16 protein-coding genes are annotated in these 20294 nt (G+C 62.8%); 11 read left to right on the top strand and 5 right to left on the bottom strand.

What is annotated here, in order from left to right; translation table 11 throughout:
• The first annotated feature begins 96 nt into the window (after positions 1-96).
• The 7 genes from ABIE18_RS15325 (at position 97) to ABIE18_RS15295 (ending at position 7432) form a co-directional block, all read left to right on the top strand.
• The gene (locus ABIE18_RS15325; protein WP_477516706.1) at positions 97-1098 is read left to right on the top strand and encodes a sugar phosphate isomerase/epimerase family protein; all 1002 of its coding nucleotides are present in this window, start codon (positions 97-99) and stop codon (positions 1096-1098) included.
• Positions 1099-1101: 3 nt separating this feature from the next.
• On the top strand, positions 1102-2850 hold the full coding sequence (gene dhaL, locus ABIE18_RS15320; protein ID WP_499723536.1) for a dihydroxyacetone kinase subunit DhaL: 1749 nt from the start codon (positions 1102-1104) through the stop codon (positions 2848-2850).
• Between the two features lie 2 nt (positions 2851-2852).
• The gene (locus tag ABIE18_RS15315) at positions 2853-3335 is read left to right on the top strand and encodes a ribose-5-phosphate isomerase (protein WP_223948206.1); all 483 of its coding nucleotides are present in this window, start codon (positions 2853-2855) and stop codon (positions 3333-3335) included.
• 2 nt (positions 3336-3337) lie between these two features.
• Positions 3338-4327: a 3-hydroxyacyl-CoA dehydrogenase family protein gene (locus ABIE18_RS15310; protein ID WP_499723535.1), complete on the top strand. Its 990-nt coding sequence runs from the start codon at positions 3338-3340 to the stop codon at positions 4325-4327.
• A gap of 20 nt (positions 4328-4347) precedes the next feature.
• The gene (locus ABIE18_RS15305; RefSeq protein ID WP_477516709.1) at positions 4348-5112 is read left to right on the top strand and encodes an SDR family NAD(P)-dependent oxidoreductase; all 765 of its coding nucleotides are present in this window, start codon (positions 4348-4350) and stop codon (positions 5110-5112) included.
• 173 nt (positions 5113-5285) lie between these two features.
• A complete protein-coding gene (locus ABIE18_RS15300; protein WP_499723534.1) occupies positions 5286-6635 on the top strand; it encodes an MFS transporter in 1350 nt (449 codons plus the stop codon).
• 2 nt (positions 6636-6637) lie between these two features.
• Entirely contained in the window at positions 6638-7432 is a 795-nt protein-coding gene (locus ABIE18_RS15295) for a triose-phosphate isomerase family protein (RefSeq protein ID WP_499723533.1), read from the top strand.
• Here the strand turns inward: ABIE18_RS15295 and ABIE18_RS15290 are convergent.
• Positions 7425-11024, bottom strand: coding sequence for a TM0106 family RecB-like putative nuclease (locus tag ABIE18_RS15290; protein WP_499723532.1), 3600 nt, complete (start codon positions 11022-11024; stop codon positions 7425-7427). The two genes, ABIE18_RS15295 and ABIE18_RS15290, sit on opposite strands and share 8 nt — an antisense overlap.
• 89 nt (positions 11025-11113) lie before the next feature.
• Here ABIE18_RS15290 and ABIE18_RS15285 point away from each other — a divergent pair, with 89 nt between their 5' ends.
• Positions 11114-11569, top strand: a complete 456-nt coding sequence (locus ABIE18_RS15285; RefSeq protein ID WP_499723531.1) for a nucleoside deaminase — start codon at positions 11114-11116, stop codon at positions 11567-11569.
• 98 nt (positions 11570-11667) lie between these two features.
• Here the strand turns inward: ABIE18_RS15285 and ABIE18_RS15280 are convergent, their stop codons facing one another.
• Entirely contained in the window at positions 11668-13938 is a 2271-nt protein-coding gene (locus ABIE18_RS15280; protein ID WP_499723530.1) for a hypothetical protein, read from the bottom strand.
• Positions 13939-14275: 337 nt separating this feature from the next.
• On the opposite strand from ABIE18_RS15280, the gene ABIE18_RS15275 reads away from it, so the two are divergent.
• Positions 14276-14707: a CBS domain-containing protein gene (locus ABIE18_RS15275; protein WP_499723529.1), complete on the top strand. Its 432-nt coding sequence runs from the start codon at positions 14276-14278 to the stop codon at positions 14705-14707.
• A 45-nt stretch (positions 14708-14752) separates the two neighbouring features.
• Here the strand turns inward: ABIE18_RS15275 and ABIE18_RS15270 are convergent, their stop codons facing one another.
• Positions 14753-15049, bottom strand: coding sequence for a hypothetical protein (locus ABIE18_RS15270; protein WP_216926150.1), 297 nt, complete (start codon positions 15047-15049; stop codon positions 14753-14755).
• A 90-nt stretch (positions 15050-15139) separates the two neighbouring features.
• Here ABIE18_RS15270 and ABIE18_RS15265 point away from each other — a divergent pair, with 90 nt between their 5' ends.
• Positions 15140-17611, top strand: a complete 2472-nt coding sequence (locus tag ABIE18_RS15265) for a Tex family protein (RefSeq protein WP_499723528.1) — start codon at positions 15140-15142, stop codon at positions 17609-17611.
• Positions 17612-17738: 127 nt separating this feature from the next.
• On the opposite strand, the gene ABIE18_RS15260 is transcribed toward ABIE18_RS15265, so the two are convergent.
• Together ABIE18_RS15260 and ABIE18_RS15255 are read right to left on the bottom strand one after the other, a co-directional pair.
• The gene (locus tag ABIE18_RS15260) at positions 17739-18143 is read right to left on the bottom strand and encodes a DUF1622 domain-containing protein (protein ID WP_499723527.1); all 405 of its coding nucleotides are present in this window, start codon (positions 18141-18143) and stop codon (positions 17739-17741) included.
• A 13-nt stretch (positions 18144-18156) separates the two neighbouring features.
• Positions 18157-19071, bottom strand: a complete 915-nt coding sequence (locus tag ABIE18_RS15255; RefSeq protein ID WP_499723526.1) for an MSMEG_6728 family protein — start codon at positions 19069-19071, stop codon at positions 18157-18159.
• Positions 19072-19153: 82 nt separating this feature from the next.
• Between ABIE18_RS15255 and ABIE18_RS15250 the strand changes: the two genes are divergently transcribed.
• Complete coding sequence (locus ABIE18_RS15250; RefSeq protein ID WP_499723525.1) at positions 19154-20185, top strand: adenosine deaminase; 1032 nt, start codon at positions 19154-19156, stop codon at positions 20183-20185.
• The last annotated feature ends 109 nt before the right edge of the window (positions 20186-20294 follow it).

Raw genomic sequence — 20294 nt, 5'->3', positions numbered from 1 at the left:
ACATATAGGATCTAGGAAGTTTCGCGAAAAGGGTTGACAGCTTTGCTTGGTTCGTAAATCCTATAGGAAACAGGATTCCACGAAGGAGTGTTCATCATGGCGTACACCGCCGAGAATTGGCCGATTACCGCGGCCCTCCTGCAGTTCCCCGGCGCCGACGCTTCGGGACAGCAGGTCAACGACGCCGATGCTTCCGTTTGGGCGGCCGTCCTGCAGGAAGTGAAAGAGGCTGGGTTCGCAAACGCGGACCTTACAGACAGCTGGGTCCGCCCAGGCGATCTCAGCAACGAGCGCCTTGCCGAGTTCAAGCAGACGGCTGACGAAGTGGGCATCGGAGTGCCGGTCATCTCCGCAATCCGCCGCAGCGTCATCCACCAGACGGACTGGGCCGACAACCTCGCCTACAGCCACCGCACCATCGACGCCGCTGCGGAGCTTGGATGCGAGGTTGTGTCATTTGGCCTTCACCAGGCCATCACTCCCGAGCAGCAGAAGCAGCTGTGGTTCTGGACCGTGGAGGGTTACAAAGACCCGGTAGGGGACAAGGAAATGTGGGGCAACGCAGTGTCCCGCCTTCGTGAACTTGGCAAGCATGCAGCAGAAGCCGGCATCCTCATCTCCCTGGAAATGTACGAGGACACCTACCTCGGCACCGCCGATTCATCCGTGCAACTGGTCCAGGACATCGGATTGGACAACGTCGGCCTCAACCCGGACCTCGGCAACCTGATCCGGCTGCATCGTCCCATCGAGGACTGGCGCGAGATGGTGGCCAAGACCCTGCCGTACTCCAATTACTGGCACATGAAGAATTACATCCGCGACGAGGACGTGGCCCGCGACAGCTACATCACCATGCCCGCACCTATGGAAAGCGGCCTGATTAACTATCGCGAGGCATTCAAGTTCGCTCTCTCGGTCGGCTTCCAGGGCATCCTCTGCACAGAGCACTACGGTGGCGACGGACTCAGCGTCACGGCCAGCAACCAGGAATACCTGCGCCGCCACATCCTGCCGAAGACCGAGGGGTACAAACTCGGCACGAGCCAGGTAGCGCAAGGCCGGCAGACACCGGTAAACCAGCTCGCAGGAGTCTAAGGAATGACACAGATTTTCGACAACCCGGCAGACTTTGCCGATGAAGCCCTGGACGGCTTCGTGGCTGCCAACCGCGGCTACGTTGCCAGGGTAGATGGCGGCGTGGTCCGCTCCACCGAAGTACCTGCCGGACAAGTGGCGTTGGTGGTCGGCGGCGGTTCCGGGCACTACCCGGCCTTCGCCGGCTTGGTCGGCCCCGGGCTCGCAACGGGTTCGGCCTGCGGCAACATGTTCGCCTCCCCGGCCGCTGGCCAGGTGTACCGCGTGGCCAAAGCGGCCAATGCTGGAGGTGGAGTTCTGCTCAGCTACGGAAATTACGCTGGCGATGTCCTGCACTTCGGCCAGGCGCAGCTCCGCCTGAACGCCGAGGGCATTGAAACGCGGACTGTCACCGTCACAGACGACATCGCCAGTGCCCCGATCGATCAACGAGAGAAGCGCCGCGGGATCGCAGGCGACCTCACAGTCTTCAAGATCGCAGGCGCCGCCGCCGAAGCGGGACTGAACCTTGACGACGTCGAGCGTTTGGCCATCAAGACCAACTACCGGACCCGGTCCCTGGGCGTGGCCTTCGACGGCTGTACCCTGCCCGGTGCAACGGATCCGCTGTTCCACGTCCCGGCCGGGCAGATGTCCCTGGGCCTCGGGATCCACGGTGAGCCCGGCATTTCCGAGCACCCGATGCCCACCGCGTCCGAGCTGGCGGAGCTGCTGGTCACCAAGCTGCTCGCGGACAAGCCCGAGGACGCCGGGGACCGCGTTGTGGCGATCGTGAATGGCCTGGGCACGGTCAAGTATGACGAACTCTTCCTGCTGTTCGGCAAGGTCGAGAAGCTGCTCACCGCCGCTGGTCTTACCGTTGTTGAACCGGAATGCGGCGAGCTGGTGACCAGTTTGGACATGTCCGGACTGTCCCTGACGCTGCTCTGGCTGGACGATGAACTCGAACAGTATTGGGCGGCGCCCGCCGATACTCCCGCTTTCCGCAAGGGCAGCATGGCACCCCGCGCAACACGCGCCGAAGCAGCGATCGTCGACGCCGAAACCGCCGACGTCGAACAGTCCACCCCGGCGGCGGCGGAACTCGGGCGGCAGGCCGTGGCGATTCTCGCCCAGGTGCGCGACGTCGTCGTCGAACACGAAGACGAGCTCGGCAAGCTGGACGCTATCGCCGGCGATGGTGATCACGGAATCGGCATGCGTCGTGGCGTCGACGCAGCAGCCGCTGCAGGCGAAGCTGCATCGGGCTCCTCGGTAGCGCGAATCCTCCTCGCGGCCGGCGAAGCATGGAGCGAACGGGCTGGCGGAACTTCGGGCGCATTGTGGGGCTCGGCGGTCATTGCGGCCGGGCAGTCGCTCGGGAACCGTGAAACGTACAGCTCCTCGGATGCCGGCGACGCGGTGAATGCCTTCGTCCTGGCCATCACTGAACTTGGCAAGGCCGAGCCCGGAGACAAGACCATGGTGGACGCCCTCCTGCCGTTCCGCGATGCGTTCCACACAGAGCTCGACGGCGGTGCACCCGTGGATCGGGCACTGGCAGCAGCCGCCGCGGCTGCTGAATTGGCTGCCGCGCAGACTGCTGAACTGCGGCCGCTCAAGGGCCGGGCCCGGCCACTGGCCGAGAAGAGCCTCGGCCATCCGGATCCCGGCGCGGTCTCCTTCGGCCTGATCGCCACGAGGATCTCCCACCACATCGATTCACTACTGGCCAGCGCTGCGTCAGCGGCTCCGGCCGGAAACGGAGCCTGAGAATGAGCGATACCCAAGGCTGGCGCATCGTCGTCGGCAATGACGAAGCCGGAGTGGAATACAAGCAAGCACTCCTGGCACTGCTGGAATCCGACCCACGGGTTGCGTCAGTGACCGATGTTGGAGTTGGTGCCAACGATTCAACTGCCTATCCCCACGTCGCCGTCGATGCCGCCCGCAAGGTAGCTGACGGTGAGTTCGATCGAGCCCTCCTGATCTGCGGCACCGGGCTGGGCGTGGCCATTGCGGCCAACAAGGTCCCCGGAATCCGTGCGGTTACCGCCCACGACAGCTACTCGGTGGAACGGTCCGTGCTGAGCAACAACGCGCAGGTCCTCACGCTCGGGCAGCGGGTGATTGGCTTGGAACTGGCCAAGAAGCTCGTAGGGGAGTGGCTCGGCCACCGCTTTGACCAAAACTCATCCTCCGCCGCCAAGGTGGACGCCATTTGCTCCTACGAGCCCAACTACACGAAGGCAGTTTGATCATGACCATTCCTGAAGCAACCGAAGGCACCGCGAAAAACGCAGCCCGGAAGATCGCCGTCGTCGGCTCCGGTTACATGGGCGGCGGCATCGCCCAGGTCCTGGCGCTCGGTGGGGCGCGCGTGGCTTTGGCGGATGTGTCTGCCGAGATCGCGCAGAAGAACTTCGATCGCCTGCTGGTCGAATCCGATCAGTTCATCGCCGATGGGCTGTTCCCGGTGGGATCCACCGAAATCCTCAAGCAGAACCTGTGGGCTGCGAAGGACATCGAGGAAGCCGTTGCTGATGCCGACTTCATCGAGGAATGCGTTCCCGAGGTCCTGGAAATCAAGCACCAGACCCTGGCCCGGATCAGCGCGGCAGCCCGGCCGGATGCCCTGATTGGCTCCAATACCTCCACGATTTCCATTGCCGCCCTGGCAGAAGCCGTGACCAACCCGGAGCGGTTCCTGGGCGTTCACTTCTCCAACCCGTCACCGTTTATCCCCGGCGTCGAGGTCATTCCGCACGCCGGCACTGCCGCCGCCACGGTAGCCGCTTCCCGCGAGCTGGTCCACGCGGCCGGCAAGCAGACCGCCGTTGTGAAGGACGTTACGGGTTTTGTGCTCAACCGCCTGCAGTATGCGCTGTTCCACGAAGCTGCGCAGCTGGTGGAGCAGGGCATCGCAACAGCGGACGACGTCGACACCCTGGTGCGTACGACGTTCGGCTTCCGCTTGCCGTTCTTTGGTCCGTTCGCGATCGCGGACATGGCCGGTTTGGATGTCTACAACTTCTGCTACAAGTCCCTGCAGACCGGCTTCCCGGAGCGGTTTGCGACGCCGAAGATCCTGTCGGACCTCGTGGAGGCAGGCAAACTCGGCACCAAGACCGGTGCGGGTTTCCTCAACGTCCCCGCCGAGCGCACCCCCGAACTCATCGCGTACCGGAACAAGGCCTACGTCGCCATGCAAAAGCTCATCGAAGAGCTTGGCCCGGCACCCATCAACTAACTCTTTCCCAGGAGAAACACATGACTTTCCCCGCTGAACGCACCGCCATCGTCACCGGCGCTGTTTCCGAGCGCGGCATCGGCCGCGCCACAGTGAACTACCTGGCCGCCCAAGGCTGGAACATCGGCATCATCGATCTTGATGACGCCGCCTGCAAGGCTGCAGCCAAGGAAGTTGCTGCAGAATACGGGGTCCAGGCCCACGGAGTTGGCGCCAACGTTGCCAGCGAAGCTGAAGTCCGGGCCGCCATCGACGAGCTGGAAGCCGAACTGCCGCAGATCGTCGCCTTGGCCAACGTCGCCGGCGTCAGCTCGCCCATCGGCTACCTGGAACTCGAACCTGCCGAGTGGGACCGCGTGCTGAGCATCAACCTCAACGGTGTCCACTACGCCACCCGCCGGGTGGCCGAATCCATGGTGAAGAACCGGATCGGCCGGATCGTGAACATCTCCTCGGTCTCTGCCCAGCGCGGTGGCGGAACGTTCTCCAAAACCCCCTACTCGGTTGCCAAAGCCGGTGTCATCGGCCTGACCCGTGCCACAGCCCGGGAACTCGGCGAATACGACATCACCGTCAACGCGATCTCACCCGGCCCCATCGACACCGACATCATGGGCGGCACTCTGAGCGAGGAACGCAAGGACGAACTGACCAAGGACCTCGTGGTGAACCGCGTGGGCTCCACCAGGGACATCGCCGCCGCCATCGCCTTCCTCATCAGCGAGGACTCCGGATACATCTCCGGCCAAACGCTGAATGTGGATGGCGGTCTGTACATGCACTAGGGCCAGCCATGAAGACACTGACGGTATGAAGGCCTGGACCAGAGAACGCAAGATCTACCTTGCTGTGGGCATCCTTGCCTGCGCAGTGGGCATGGTGCTCATTTTCTTCCCGCGCTGATGGCGCGCTGCCTTAGCCATCACAACCCCAACTGATTGCTCAAAGAGGAGTTTCAATGTCCGTTGCCTCAACTTCCACCAAGGAGTTGCTGGATTCACCGATTCTGAAGTCGGCCATATCCAAGGCTTCGCTGCGGCTGATGCCGATGCTCGTCATCCTGTACGTGGTGGCATTCCTTGACCGCACCAACGTGGGCTTCGCCGAAGCTGCCCTTGGGGTGGACAAAGGCATCACGGCAGGTGCTTATGCCCTGGGTGCCGGTATCTTCTTCATCGGCTATGCACTGTTCGAGATCCCCAGCAACCTGCTGCTCACCAAGTTCGGCGCCAAGGTCTGGCTTGCCCGCATCGCCATCACCTGGGGCATCGTGTCCGCCTGCTTCGCCTTCGTACAAGGTGAGACGTCGTTCATCATCCTCCGCTTCCTGCTTGGCGTCACCGAGGCAGGACTCTTCCCGGGCGTCATCATGTTCCTCGCCGCCTGGTTCCCCAACAAAGTTCGTGTCAAGATGTTCGCCATCTTCTACCTGGCCCAGCCTCTCTCCCAGATGCTTGGCGCTCCGCTGTCCGGCTGGCTGATCAACATCGGTGACCAGGTTCCCGGTGTCGCAGGCTGGCAGGTCATGTTCTTCGTTGAGGGTTCGTTGGCCATCGTTGCAGGCATCGCGTCGTTCTTCTTCCTCATCAACAGCCCACAGGACGCCAAGTTCCTGAGCAAAGAAGAGAAAGTTGCCCTGACCGATGTCATGGCACTGGAAGACACCGTCAAGGAAGAATCAGGTCCCCGCGGCGTCCTGGCAGCAATGCGCAACGGCCGTGTCTGGTACTTCACCGTCATCTACTTCTGCCTCCAGGTGGCCGTCTATGGCGTCACGTTCTACTTGCCGCAGCAGGTGTCCCAGCTGACCGGCCAAAAGGTGGGGCTCGCCGTCGGACTTCTGGCCGCTATCCCTTGGTTCTTCGGGATCTTTGCTTGCTACTTTGTTGGCAAGGCTGCAAACACCGTGGCACGTCGCCGACGCTGGGGCACCGCGTTGTTCGTCTCCACGGGGCTCTGCATCTTCGGTTCCGCCTGGGCCGGCGCCAACCACCTTCCCGCGCTGGGCATCATCTTCATCAGCCTGGCGGTGTGCAGCTTCCTCTCGACCGGTCCCATCTGCTGGTCATATCCGACGGCGTTCCTCACCGGAACTGCCGCGGCTGCCGGTATCGGGCTGATCAACTCCCTGGGCAACCTCGGCGGTTTCGTCGCACCGATCCTTCGCACCACGGTCAACCAGGTCACATCCTCGGACACGGGCACCATGGGTGTCTACGCTCTGGGTGTCCTGCCGTTCCTGGCCGCGTTGATGATGTTCGGCACCCGGGCCTTTACCAACAAGGCCGACGAGCTGCTGGACAAGTAGCCGTGAACAATGCTTCCGCTGATTTCCCGGCTGCCCCTGTGTTCGTCGGGGTCAGCACAAAGATGTACATGGGGTATGCGCAGAGTTTGGCGTGGCTGGAGCAGTTGATGGCAGAAGTGGACGCCCGTCCGGCCCTTGCGGCCGGGCGGGTGGTCCCGTTTGTGATCCCATCCTTCCCGGTGCTGCCGGCAGCATCCGCGATGCTTCAGGGTTCGCCACTGGTCCTTGGGGCCCAGAACTGTGGCTGGTCGGACGGACCGTGGACTGGCGAAGTCTCCCCGTCGATGCTTGCCGAGCTAGGGGTTGGCTTGGTGGAGATCGGCCACGCGGAACGGCGGCAGTACTTTGCCGAAGACGATGCCATGGTGGCCCTGAAGGTTCGTGCCGCCGTCGACGCCGGCCTGACGCCATTGCTGTGCGTCGGGGAGATCGTGGTTGCTGAACCTGAAGATGCCGCCGCTACTGTCTTCCAGCAAGTGAAGGCAGCCGTTTCCGGAGACTGGTCCGTCGCCTCCCAATTGGTGATCGCCTACGAACCCGTGTGGGCGATCGGTGCTGCAGAGCCGGCGTCGGCCGGGTATGTGTCCAAGGTTGCAGGTGCACTGCGGGCATTGCTCGGTGCCCACGGATTGGCTGAGCTGCCCATCATCTATGGCGGCTCGGCCAAGCCGGGTCTGCTGCCGCAGCTGGATGGTATCTCCGGACTGTTCCTGGGCCGTTTCGCGCACGACGCTACCAACTTCGGCCGCGTGTTGGACGAGGCCCTAGCCCTTGGGCTGGGTGACACGGTTAGGTGACCCCACGCTGGCACAGGGCCACGAAGCCGCCAAGGTTTTCCAGACCCTCCGGATGGGTCGGGAGGTAATTGGTCAGTTCAGGCGAACGCACGACGACCGCACGCCACTGCCCGCGCGACACCGCCACGTTGACTCGGTTGCGCAAGAGAAGGAACTCCATGCCGCGCGGCACTTCCCCTGCGGCTGAGGCGGCCATGGAGACGATGACCACCGGCGCTTCCTGGCCTTGGAACTTGTCTACAGTTCCTACCCGCACTCTTGCCAACCCTGTGGCGCGGAGCTCGTGCTTGATCAGCTGCACCTGGGCGTTGTAAGCGGCGACCACCAGGATGTCGGTTTCTTCAAGAGGTCGGCTTCCCGGTGATTCAGAGGGGTTTGTCCACAGCAGGCCCACGTGCGCCTGGACCTGGCGGACAACTTCCGTGGCTTCCTCTGGGGAGCTCGTGGAGTTGCCGGTATGGGGGACATATACACAGGAAATGCCAGGGCTGGCACCATCCAAGTGGCGCAGTGATGCGGCGGGCGCTGCTTCGAGTCGGTGGTCGTACGAGAGTTCCGAAACGGCGTCACACAGGGCAGGGTGCATCCGCCAGGACAGCGCCAGAAAATAACCGAGTTCGGGCTGCAACGTGTTGTAGCCGTCCGACAACCACCCCAGCGCAGATTCGTCCACGGGTTCAGGGTGTTTGCCTTGGGTGACTTGTGGCAATTGCTGGGGATCACCCAGCAGCAGGAGGCGTTTTGCTGCGCGGCTCACAGCCATGGTGTTGGCCAAAGAGAACTGTCCGGCTTCGTCAATGACCAGCAGATCCAGCGAGCCAGCAGGAACTTCCTTGCCTACCATGGCCCACGCAGTACCGCCGATCAGAGCTCCACCCGGTTTAGACAGGAGGTCGCTGACGTCGGCCTTTGCGCACGCACTCCACGGCACCGGATCGCCGTGCTTCACTTCCTTGGCCACGCGTTCTGGATCCACGCCTGCCTTCTCCACGGCAGCGCACAGCATGTGCTCCACTACGGCATGGGACTGGGCCACAACACCGACTTTCCAGCCATCTGCCACGAGCCGGGCCAGGACGTGGGCCCCCACGTGCGTTTTTCCGCTGCCGGGAGGACCTTGGACTGCCAGGTACGAATGGTCCAGGTCCATCACAGCAGCAGTGATGGCGTCGATATAGCCATCAGGGCCCGGTTCCACAGCGGGCAGAGTTTCCAGGCTACGCAGTTTTGGCGGCTTCCTTCGCAGCAGGTCCAAGGCAGGATCCTGCGGCCATTCCGGCAGCGAATCCCTGAGCCTGCTGGCCAACGTGGCCAACGCCGCCCTCTGGCCGTTGGTCGGAATCGGGCTGTCCGGGGTCAGCGCCATGGGAGTCTGTGAAAACTCAGTTGAGTCGTTGCGTAGCCCCTCGGCCATGGTGACCGACTCGAAGTCCCCATCTTCGCCGACTTCGATGATCTTGGTATTGCTCCAGCCAGCACGGCCGAGCACGGAGGATTCCTTTGCCGCCAAGGCGTCGGGCAAGGGCGGACCGTACATGCGGAAATACGTCTTGCCCGGTTCCAAACCCGCGCCGTCACCGGAACGGCCGAGCAGTTTCACAATCCGGGCGGGGTTACTGCGAGGTGTTGGCTTAGCCCAGTCCTGCAGCACCACAGCCTGCTCCACCGTGAAAATATCGCGGCCGTCCTCCCACTGGGACACTGGCTTTTCCAAGCGGTCGAAGTGCGCCCACCAATACTGCTTGTCCTCACGCCGGTGATATCCAACGCCCGCTGCCACAATCGCTATCGCCCAGGAATCGGGGGACAGCCTTTCCTCATCCGGCAGCGCGGCAACGTAGTCCAGCAGGGCGGTTTCTTCCGGTGCGGCTTCGTATTTCGTCGGTTCAGCGGCGGTCTGCGCTGCATCGGCCCCGTCCCCCAAGTCTTCCGCATTTCCGGAGTCGTCGCCCGCCGAGCCCTGCGGCACGATGGACCGCTCTGCGGCGCGGGCAAGGAGCCAATTGCGCAGCTCCAAGGTTGAGAGGCAGTCGTACTCGTTGTAGTCCCTGATGCTTTCGAGGATGGCTGCAGCCTGGTCAGGGTTATCGGTGTCCCGCGCCGTGCAGTAGTCAGCGTAAGCAACCACGGAGGCTCCGGCGTCGGTGACATCACCGGAGCGCAGGTGCTGGCCCATATACAGGGGCTCGAGCTTCTTGATGCTGTACGAGTTCTCGGACACGCGGATGCTGTGGCGGACGGTGTCGTAGAGGTCCACCAGGACGCCTTGCTTCAGGAGATCGTCGACGGCGGTTTCGCCCACCACGTGCGTCAGGGAAAGGTTGCGAAGGGCCGTCTTCTCGTAAGCGGCGTAATGGTAAATGTGCATGCCCGGGTACGTGGCCCGGCGTTTGGCCACGTACTCCAGGAAATCAATAAAAGCTTGGCCCTCCTCCTCCCGGGAATGCGCCCAAAACGGACGGAAGACGGGCTGGGCGCCGGGCTCCGCCGGGTTTTCGATGACGCCGAAAAGGTACTCAAGGCCCCACTTGCCCGTGACGGGGTCCTGCCACAAAGGATCGCCCTCGAAGTCGAAGAAAATATCGCCGGGATCCGGTTCCGGGAGCCTGCCAAGGGTGTTCTCCGGCAGCACCTTGTAGCTGACCGTTTTGGCTTCCCCGGCTTTGTCTGTGTAGTTCACCGTCCCGTCCGGAGCCCCTGTGCCCGTCTGGAGCCGGGCTTGCTCTCGAAGGCGCAGCAGCGTGGGGTCACCGACAGCCGGGAGCGCGGCCAGTTGGTCGATGGTGGTGACCCCGGCCTCCACCAGCTTCTTGCGGCGGCTGATGCGCATACCGGCAACCATGAGAAGGTCACGGTGCACTTTGACTTGCTCGGCGCAGTAATCGCAGCGGCCGCACGCCGAGAAGCGGGAGTCGCCCCACTCGATGGAGCCTGAAGCGGCTATATGCGCCGCGGTCATTCCGAGGAAGCGTTGCCGGCGTTCCTTGAAGACCGGCAGAATCTCGGCGAGCGGGTGATCGCTGTGCACCCGGTTGCCCAGCACCAACGTGACCGTGGGATCCGGCGTAATACCGGCCTGAAGAAGTTGATCGCCATAGGCAGCCAGCTGCAAAAGCGCGGTGACCTTGGCATGGCGTGCAAGCTTGGTATCGAAAACGGCGTACTGACCGCCGGGACGCTTGACCAGGAAATCGGAGCGGCCGTGGAATTGGCCATCGAAGAACGCGGCCTGGAACACGATATCCGCTCCGGATCGCAAGGCGTCGATGGATTCCGCATGCTTGGCCAAAAGGGTGGCGCGGTCCATCCCGGAGGCGGGAACGACGTCGTAAACGCCCTTTCCTGTGGCCGGGTCCCACGGCCCGAACTCTGCCACGAACTCGTCAAGGACCCTGTGCTCGTGGACATCGCCGAGCTTCGCCGTGCGTTCCAACATGGCATCTGCCGCGAACTCAGCTTTGGGGGAGCGGCCCAGCTTTTCGTCGAGTTTCCGGAGCAGCTGGTACTCACAGGTGGCGGCCATGACAAGATCGCTGGCCGAGAACACCAAATCCTGCGGCGCGCCAGCTATCTCCGAATCGAGAAAGAACACCGTGACCTACTCCCTGTTGCCGGATGACCCACGCGAAGTGGACCATGAAGCCAAGCTATCAGCGGCCCCCGACAATTTAGACTGCACCCATGACTGAAACAGCACGTACCACCGCCGATCCCGCTTTCGAGGCCGCGTACCAAGCCGCGCAGAAGAGTCTCGCCGAAGGCGGAATCCCCATCGGAGCGGCCCTGGCCCGGGGCGCAGACGTCATTGCCAGCGGTCACAACGAACGAGTCCAGCACGGCGACCCGATCGCGCATGGCGAGATGTCCGCGCTGAGGGCCGCAGGACGCCAGAAAAGCTACCGGGATACCACCCTCTACACAACGCTGGCGCCGTGCGCGATGTGCACCGGAACCATCATCCAGTTCAAGATTCCGCGCGTCGTGGTGGGCGAAGCGGAGACGTTCCCGGGTGAGTTCGAGCTCCTTCGCTCACGGGGTGTTGAAGTCGTGGTCCTTAATGACCCCCGGTGCGTGGACATGATGCGCACCTTCCAGGATGAACACCCGGAACTCTGGGCGGAGGATATCGCGGAGTAGACACGAAGAGAGCGACGGCGGCACCCACCTTTCGAGCGATGGAGCGTGCCGCCGTCGCCGGCTGCGGAGGAGCCACATGCCAAAGAGCCATCCGACGACTATTTGGCAGGCTTCCTCGGAGCCGACCGGCGGGAACGGGCCGCCGGAGTGGATGGGACCGCAGCTGATGGGATCAGTTCCTTGACCTGGGCCACCACCGAAGCGTTGGCCCCGCGGGTGTCCAGGTCCTTCGCGAGGGTTTCGACCTCTGACTTGGCGGCCGCAGGGTTGTTGGCCTTGACGTGCAGTTCCGTGCGCAGTTCAACCAGATTGCGGTAGGCGAGGTTGCTGCCCGCTGCGCCTTCTTGCTGGTACTTGGCCAGGCCCGCGTCCGTCAGCGCAAGTGCCCGCTCAGGGTCGGCGCTATGGTGCTTCACCATCTTGTCTTCCTTGCGCCGATAGAAGTCATCTCCCACGGATTGCGCGACGGCGGTAGCCGCCTTGACGCCCAAAGGCTCACCGCCGAACCGCTCGGCTGCCTCGGTAAGGGCGTCCAGCCCTTTGCTCAGGTGTGGCGACATGGACCCTTCGAAGGCGAGCGTGAGTCCTACTTCCCGTGTGAAGAACTCGGGTGCAAACCGATCCTCCTCCCGTGTGACCGGGAAGCCGACCCGCAAAGGCAAGGTGTTGGACGCCTGGACGATACCCTCGGTCGAATAGATGGCGCGGACCAGATACTGGCCGGGCTCATCGAACGCGAAGCCCTGCACTCCAAATGCCAGCTGGACCAGTTGGCTGTAGCGGTCACTGCCATCACTCGTGGCGCCGGCGGCAGGTTCCAGGGTCACCGGTTCAGGGAGGCCGTAGAAGCAGACCACGGATTCGTGCAGCACCACCGTTCCGTCCGGCCTCTGCACGTACACGGTGGTGTTCCCGAACCTGGGATCCAGGCGGCCATCCACCAGCACCGCTACATCACTGGTGTTCCGCAGGCGGAATTCAATGGACACAGGCTCCATGTAGTCGAAGTGGCTCTTGGCTGAGAGCGTCAGTTCAACATCGCTGCCCGGTCCGGAGACGGTCATGGCGCCGGCAGGGGATTCCAGATGCCCACCGGAAGCCCACGGATCTCCACCCATAATTACGGATGCACGGTCGCCATGGCGCATGTGGAGCAGTTCGTCGTCGTCGAACCGGAAGCGGAAGTTGCCCCAGAAGGTATCGGCGCCGTTGCGCTGATCGTATTTCCAGTCGTAGTTCATCCAGGACAAGGAATCCGGCCTGGCTTTGTCCCACGCATGCAGGAAGTTGAAAGCATGCCCTGCCTCGTGGACCCAGGTGTAGAGGAAATGGCGCATGGCCCACGCTTGGTCCTGGGTGGTCGGATTGGAAACAAGATTGGTGAACCAGGAGTGGTTGCGGAAGACCGCAAAACCCTGGCGATCCGGCCCCCGACCCGCGCCGCCAAAGCCTGCAGCGGCGTCGAACATAATGCCACCAACTCCGGCGCTGTCGAAGAGACCGGCCTGCACGCCCCAGAGGTTCCAGGCAGGCCATCCGGAGTTGAACTTGCCGAAGGAGGTCTCCATGGCATCGTGAAGTTCGCCGACGTTCCACGAGGCGAAGCCGGCCGCACTGTCATCGATCACTGTGTGGACCGGATCGATGGTGACGGCGACTCCCGCGTCCAGGTATGAGGACTCGATAGTGATGGTGCGGTTAGCCAGGTCTGCTGGGCGGTTGTTATGTGACTGGCTGTTGTAGACGGGCGCCTTGGGTTCGATGTCCACGGATGTGCAGTAGTCGAGCTCAAGGTTCATATCTCGGAAACACCCCGAACGGTAGGCACATGCGTATGGCTGACCGGCAACGCCGCCTGCCGTGAACGTGGCCACTGCGCCAGTGATTGCCCCGTGGGACCAGGAGACGGTGATTTCCACCGTCGTGGCGGCATGCGTCCCTTTCCAGTAACGGACGGTTCCCGTGATGTGTGCATCGGCGCGGGTCATGGTGACTACAGGGGTATCCACAATCCATGACTCCACATAAGTCTTCACGAGTTGGTTGACGCCACCTGTTTTGACCCAGCGGGTGCTGTAAAGATCGCCACTGACTTTGTTCAGCACCGGAGATTCCACGCCCTGACGGGGATCCACGTCCAATCGAAGGTCCAGCGCGCTGCCAACAGGGCCGCTGCTTGCCTGGTTGCCTTCATAGCGGCCGCTCACGGGAGCGGAGCGCCAGCACCTCCACCAGTCTTCGGAGGGCCATGTCAAGGTGCTGGGCTGGGACCCGGAAGCGTGGGGTCCATAAGTAGGCGGGAACGGGATGTAAGAGGGGGTGCTGGGGACAGGGTTGTAGTGGGTACTGGGGACGTTGGGGGTGTCCATGTGAGGATCTTTCTCGCTCTGCAAGCAGTCAATATGCGTTCGCCCATCGCAGGATAACCAGATGGACGGCATGACGGTTCAGGGCGGGGGCGATGCATGTGGGGAGTCCCGAAGGATGTGAGTGGCCGATGCCCGGAAGCCGTGTGTAACCCAAAAAGGAGGATACTCCACCGAATGGATTATATCTAGGGGCTGCCTTAATTTCCGCTCGGCAACCTGCCGGACCTCCTAGTCAGCCGCAGCCGCCAAGCGTAGGCTGGCATCATCGGCGTCGGTGCCGAAAGGACCATCCCGAAGGACCCCGCGTCGATAATGCCCATTCGATGAAGGAGGACCCATGAGTGTCGTACGTGAATTCATGACAACGAATGCCTGGTGCATTCCTGAAGACCAGACTCTCCAGGACGCCGCCCGCAAGATGAAGGAGCTGGACTGCGGTTCACTTCCTATCTGCGGGAATGATGGCAAGCTCTCCGGTTTCATCACCGACCGCGACATCGTGGTCAAGGTCCTGGCCGAAGGCAAGGATGCCCGTGAAGTACGCGCCAGCGAGCTCGCCCAGGGCAAGCCCTACTGGATTGATGCGGACGCCACCATCGATGAATGTATCCGGATGATGGAGGAACACCAGGTTCGCCGGCTTCCGGTCATCAGCGACCACAAGTTCGTTGGCATCATCAGCCAAGGCGACATTGCACGGAACTACACCGAGGACCGCGTTGGCGAACTGGTGGAGCACATTTCCGCCAAGGAGCACATGGCACACTAAGTTGCCGATCCGGCACGCACATCCAGCCGCCGCGAAGCGCTCCCGTTAGAGGAACGCCTCGCGGCCCGTTCCTTCGCGCAGCACGAGTTCGTCATCTTCTATGGAGACAATCAGGCTCCTGGGTTTACCAGCGAGCTTTTTCGTTGCGCTGAGCTTTCTGCTGCGGACTTCAACTCCCACCGTGGCGCCTTTCGCCGGCAGCTCCACCGTGATTTCGTCGGCCATTCCCAACAGCATCTTGGTGGACACATCCCGTTCGGACACAGCTTCCTTACCGTTGACGGTCACGCTCACGTCATCGGAAACAAACCCGTCCTGAAGGATGATGAGCAGTTCCTGCATGCTCCAACTACAGCACTAACAGCGCTCCCGGCATAGGCTTTCCGGAACCCGAACCTGAAAACTGTCGGTCATGTGAGGCAAACTGTCAGGGTGACTCAATCTCTCCAGCACCAGTCAGCCGATTCTGCCATCCATCACCTCATCGCCAACGAACTCGGCGTCAAGGCCTGGCAGGTCAAGGCCGCGGTGGAACTGCTCGACGCCGGATCCACCGTTCCCTTCATCGCCCGCTACCGTAAGGAAGTCACCGGGACGCTCGATGACACCCAGCTCCGCGATCTTGAGGAACGCCTCCGCTACCTGCGCGAGCTGGAAGAACGGCGCAAGACCGTCCTGGAAGCGATAGCAGCCCAAGGCAAGCTCACCCCGGAACTGGAAGCCGCCGTCGTCGGTGCTGACACCAAGGCGCGGCTGGAGGACATCTACCTTCCCTTCAAATCGAAGCGCCGAACCAAGGCACAGATTGCGCGCGAGGCCGGGCTGGAGCCCCTGGCCGACGTCCTGCTCGCCAACCCACAGTTGGATCCCGAAACCGAAGCCGCCAAGTACCTCAACGCCGAGCACTCCATTGAGGACGCATCCGCCGCGCTCGCAGGTGCCCGGGCGATCCTGGTGGAGCGCGTTGCCCAGGACCCTGACCTGGCCGAGGACCTCCGCGAGCGGCTCTGGAAGCAGGGGCGCATGGTCTCCCGCGTCAAGAAGGGCATGGAGGCCGAAGGCCAGAAGTTCAAGGATTACTTCGAGTTCACGCAAGTCCCGTCCGGAATGCCGTCGCACCGGGTGCTCGCCCTCTTGCGGGGTGAAAAGGACGGCGTACTTGAGCTGGACCTCGCCGAAGCAGACCCCGCCGACGACGACGCCCTGGCCGCCGCCCGCGGCCGCTACGAGAACGCTGTGGCCAAGTGCCTTGGGGTCGCCAACCACGGCCGTCCCGCCGATCTCTGGCTTACCCAGACTGCCCAGCTCGCCTGGCGCGGTCGCATCCTGGACCGCCTCACCACGGATCTTCGCGGACGCATGTTTGCTGACGCCGAGGATGAGGCAGTCCGGGTCTTCGCCGCCAACCTGCGTGATGTGTTGCTCGCTGCGCCTGCCGGCAACCGCTCCACGCTCGGATTGGACCCGGGACTCCGCACCGGGGTTAAGGTGGCGGTGGTGGATGGCACGGGCAAGGTGGTTGCCACGGACACCATCTATCCCCACGCGCCGGCAAAGAAATGGGACGAGGCTTTGGCTACCCTCGGCCGCCTCGCCAAGCAGTACAACGTGGAACTCGTGGCAATCGGCAACGGCACAGCGTCGCGGGAAACGGACAAGCTGGCCACCGAGCTCATCAAGTCCCTTGAGGCCGCAGGTTCCAAGGGTGTCCAGAAACTCGTTGTTTCCGAGGCCGGGGCTTCTGTGTACTCGGCGTCGGCCCTGGCAGCTTCCGAGCTCCCCGGCATGGACGTCTCACTCCGCGGAGCTGTCTCCATTGCCCGCCGGCTTCAGGATCCGCTGGCCGAACTGGTGAAGATCGAACCCAAGTCGATCGGCGTTGGCCAGTACCAGCACGATGTCACGGCCGCCAAGCTGGACCGCTCGCTGGATGCCGTGGTGGAAGACTGCGTGAACGCCGTGGGCGTGGACGTCAACACGGCGTCCCCGGCCTTGCTGAGTCGAGTGGCCGGCGTCGGACCTTTGCTGAGCGAAAACATTGTGGCGTACCGCAATGAGAATGGCCCGTTCGCCAAGCGGAGCGATCTCAAGAAGGTACCCCGTCTGGGAGCGAAGGCGTTCGAACAGTGTGCCGGCTTCCTCCGGATCACCGGGGGAGCGGAGCCGTTGGATGCTTCCAGCGTGCACCCTGAGGCCTACTCCGTTGCCCGTAAGATCCTTGTCGCGGCCGGTGGCGGGCCCACGACTTCACTGGATCCCCAGGCATTCGTGGACGGCACATTCGGCCTGCCCACCGTCAAGGACATCATGACCGAGCTCGAGAAACCGGGCCGCGACCCCCGTCCTGCGTTCAAGGCGGCGTCGTTCTCCGAAGGCATTGAAAAGATCTCCGACCTCAGGCCGGGCATGATCCTGGAAGGCACAGTCACCAACGTCGCCGCGTTCGGTGCTTTCGTGGATGTCGGAGTGCACCAGGACGGGCTGGTCCACGTGTCCGCGCTGTCCAACAAATTCGTCTCGGACCCCCGCGAGATCGTGAAGTCCGGGCAGGTAGTGCGGGTCAAGGTGCTTGAAGCCGATCCCGAGCGCAAGCGCATCTCCCTGACGTTGAGGCTCGACGACGAACCCGGCGCCGCGGGCGGCCGCGGTTCCGGAGGACGTTCCTCGGGTGGAGGCAACCAGGGTGGAGGTAACTCGGGCGCAGGTAACCCGGGTGCACGAGATGCTGGAGGGCAGCGTTCGGGTGGTCAGCCGGGTCAACGCCGTGGTGGTGGCCAACCGGGTCAGCGTGGCGGTGCCCAGCCGGGTCAGCGTGGCGGTGGCCAGAGCAAACCCCAACAGTCTGAAGCTCCCGCCAACACAGCCATGGCGGAGGCCCTTCGTCGGGCAGGGCTCGGGAAGTAGCAAGCCGCAGTCCACGAAACCCCACCTTGTTCGTCCGTCATGCCGTACTACGGTATGCCGGGCGAACAAGGGCGGGACGAACGCCTGGAAACGGGAGCTGCCAGGACGCAGTCCCTGGACGAAGCTGCTACGACGGAACCGACGAGCCATCCGGAACTGAGCTGCCGCCGTCGGGCTCTTTTTCCTTCTGCCACGGCCAGCGGCCAGTGATCTCCAACTCAAGCGAGAAGCTTAGGAACGTCCGGATCAGCACGATGATCGCCAGAACGCCCACGCTCTCAAACGTGGGCGTCACAGCGACTGTCCGAATGATGTCGGCGGCCACCAGGAGCTCAAGGCCCAGGAGGATGGACCGTCCCAGCAATTGCCGGTAGGCGCGGTAGGGCGAAAACGGGGCGAGGCCGCGGGCGCGTTTGGGTTGGTACCCGCGCAAAGCGAGTGGGATGGAAACCAGCGCCCCAACCACCATGACTGCCACGCCGGCGAAGTCCATGTACCGGCCGACGTCTTCGATGATGTGCTGGAAATCCATGGCTCTCCCGCCGCTACTGTGCCGGTGCGGGGATCGGGAAGAAGACCCGGGGGTCCTGCAGCAGGGCCGGGTAGTCGAAATCGGAGCGCTTGACCACGTCTGTGACTTCGAAGTTCCGGGCGAACTTACCCTCAACCGTGATGGGCCGTCCTTGGACCAGGCCGACGGCGAAGATCTGGCCGCCGTCGAACGGCACGGCGATTTCGGTCTTGCCCGGAAGCGTATTGAATGCAGCTTCCTGGGCTTGGCGCTTCCGCGTGGGTTTCTTCTCCAGCACCTTGGCAGGACGTTTCTTGGGGCCCTTGAGTTGGCGGCGGGACTTCTCCTCCGCGTACACGAATTGGTACTCGCCGGATTCAGATCCAGCAGCGGCCTTTGCCTTGCCGTGAGGAGGCATGCTCACCGTGGTGAGCTGCTCCGGTCGGAGGTCCTCCACGTTGGCGCGAAGGATCCAGAGACGGTCCTCTTCAGGGTCTTCGGGGTGGAACTCGTGCTTGGGCTCGGGCCAAATGTATTCGAGCTTTTCTTCTACACCTGGGAAGAGCGGACCGTAGTACTTGGGGTCTTTCCCAATGAGCTTGGAGCGGTGGCTGAGGTGCAGGTCCTCGTAGCCCAGCCACGGCGGCATGATGATCCTGGAGGCGTAGTCCGGGTGTGCGGCCTGGGGTGCGAATTCCGCGATGTTGTTGCGGGTGTTGTCCGGGTGGCCGCGCTGGATCCATTCGTCGGCCATTGCCAGGCCGTACATGGTGAGGGCGGGGACGTGGCCCATCCACATACGGACGGCGGGGTGTTGCTGCCAACCGTACTCCGGGATGACCAGTGCGCGGAGGACCTGGAGGGCTTCGACGCGCTGTTTGCCGAGCCTTGAGGTGTCGAGCGCCGCGGCGCTCTCACGGAAATCGGCGAAAGGGAGGAAAGTCTGCATCCTTTCAGTTTGGGGGTCCCGCGGCGAAGAACCAAGTTGAGTGCTCCGGGACACGTGCGGATATGGGGCCTAGAGTTGTCGAGTGGAAACTTTTGGCGAGAAAACGACGACGACGGCGCCCCCGGTTGCCGAACTGCACCTGCACATCGAAGGGACTCTCCAGCCAGAGCTGATCTTTGCCCTGGCCGAACGAAACGGCATCGAACTGCCGTATGAAGACATCGAAGAACTGCGTGAGAAGTACGAATTTACGGATTTGCAGTCCTTCCTTGACCTGTACTACGCCAACATGGCCGTCCTGCAGACCGAGCAGGACTTCACTGACATGACCCGCGCTTATCTTCAGCGCGCCGCAGCCGGGGGAGTGCGCCATGCGGAGATCATGATGGATCCCCAGGCGCATGTGTCCAGGGGTATCCCGCTTGAGGTGTGCGTCAACGGTGTCGCGAATGCGCTGGCGACGTCGGAGGAAGACTTCGGCGTTTCGACACTCCTCATAGCTGCCTTCCTCAGGGACATGTCCCAGGACTCCGCACTTGAGGTGTTGGACCAGTTGCTCGCAATGCACGCCCCCATCGTCGGCATTGGGCTGGACTCAGCAGAGGTGGGCAATCCGCCGTCGAAATTTGAGCGGCTGTACCAGCGCGCCGGTGACGCCGGGTTGCGAAGGATCGCCCACGCGGGCGAAGAAGGGCCTGCCGCCTACATCACCGAGGCCCTGGACGTGCTGCATGTGGAGCGGATCGATCACGGTATCCGCTGCATGGAAGACACTGAGGTGGTGCAGCGGCTCGTCGCCGAGCAGGTACCCCTGACGGTTTGCCCGCTGTCCAACGTTCGTTTGCGTGCTGTGGACAAGCTGGCCGACCACCCACTGCCGGAGATGCTTGCCGTCGGTTTGAACGTTTGCGTGAACTCGGACGACCCCGCCTACTTTGGCGGCTATGTAGACGACAACTTCGAACAGTTGGTAAAGGTCCTTGAGTTCTCGGTTCCGGAGCAGGCCACTTTGGCGGCAAACTCGATCCGCTCCTCGTTCGCCAGCGACGCCCGGAAAGCTGTATTGCTGGATGAAGTGACCGAGTGGGTCAAGGCGTCCGTGCCGGGGCACTAAGCCCTGAAATGGTGCTCGAGGCGAGACCTGTCGATCACTTCCGGCCTCGGGAATGTCATACTCGGTCACGACACACGGTGTTTACCTGTATCAGTCGCGCGAATTAACA

The organism is Arthrobacter sp. 2762, from assembly GCF_040548745.1.
Lineage (GTDB): Bacteria > Actinomycetota > Actinomycetes > Actinomycetales > Micrococcaceae > Arthrobacter.
This window is presented reverse-complemented; position numbering and strand designations above follow the sequence as displayed.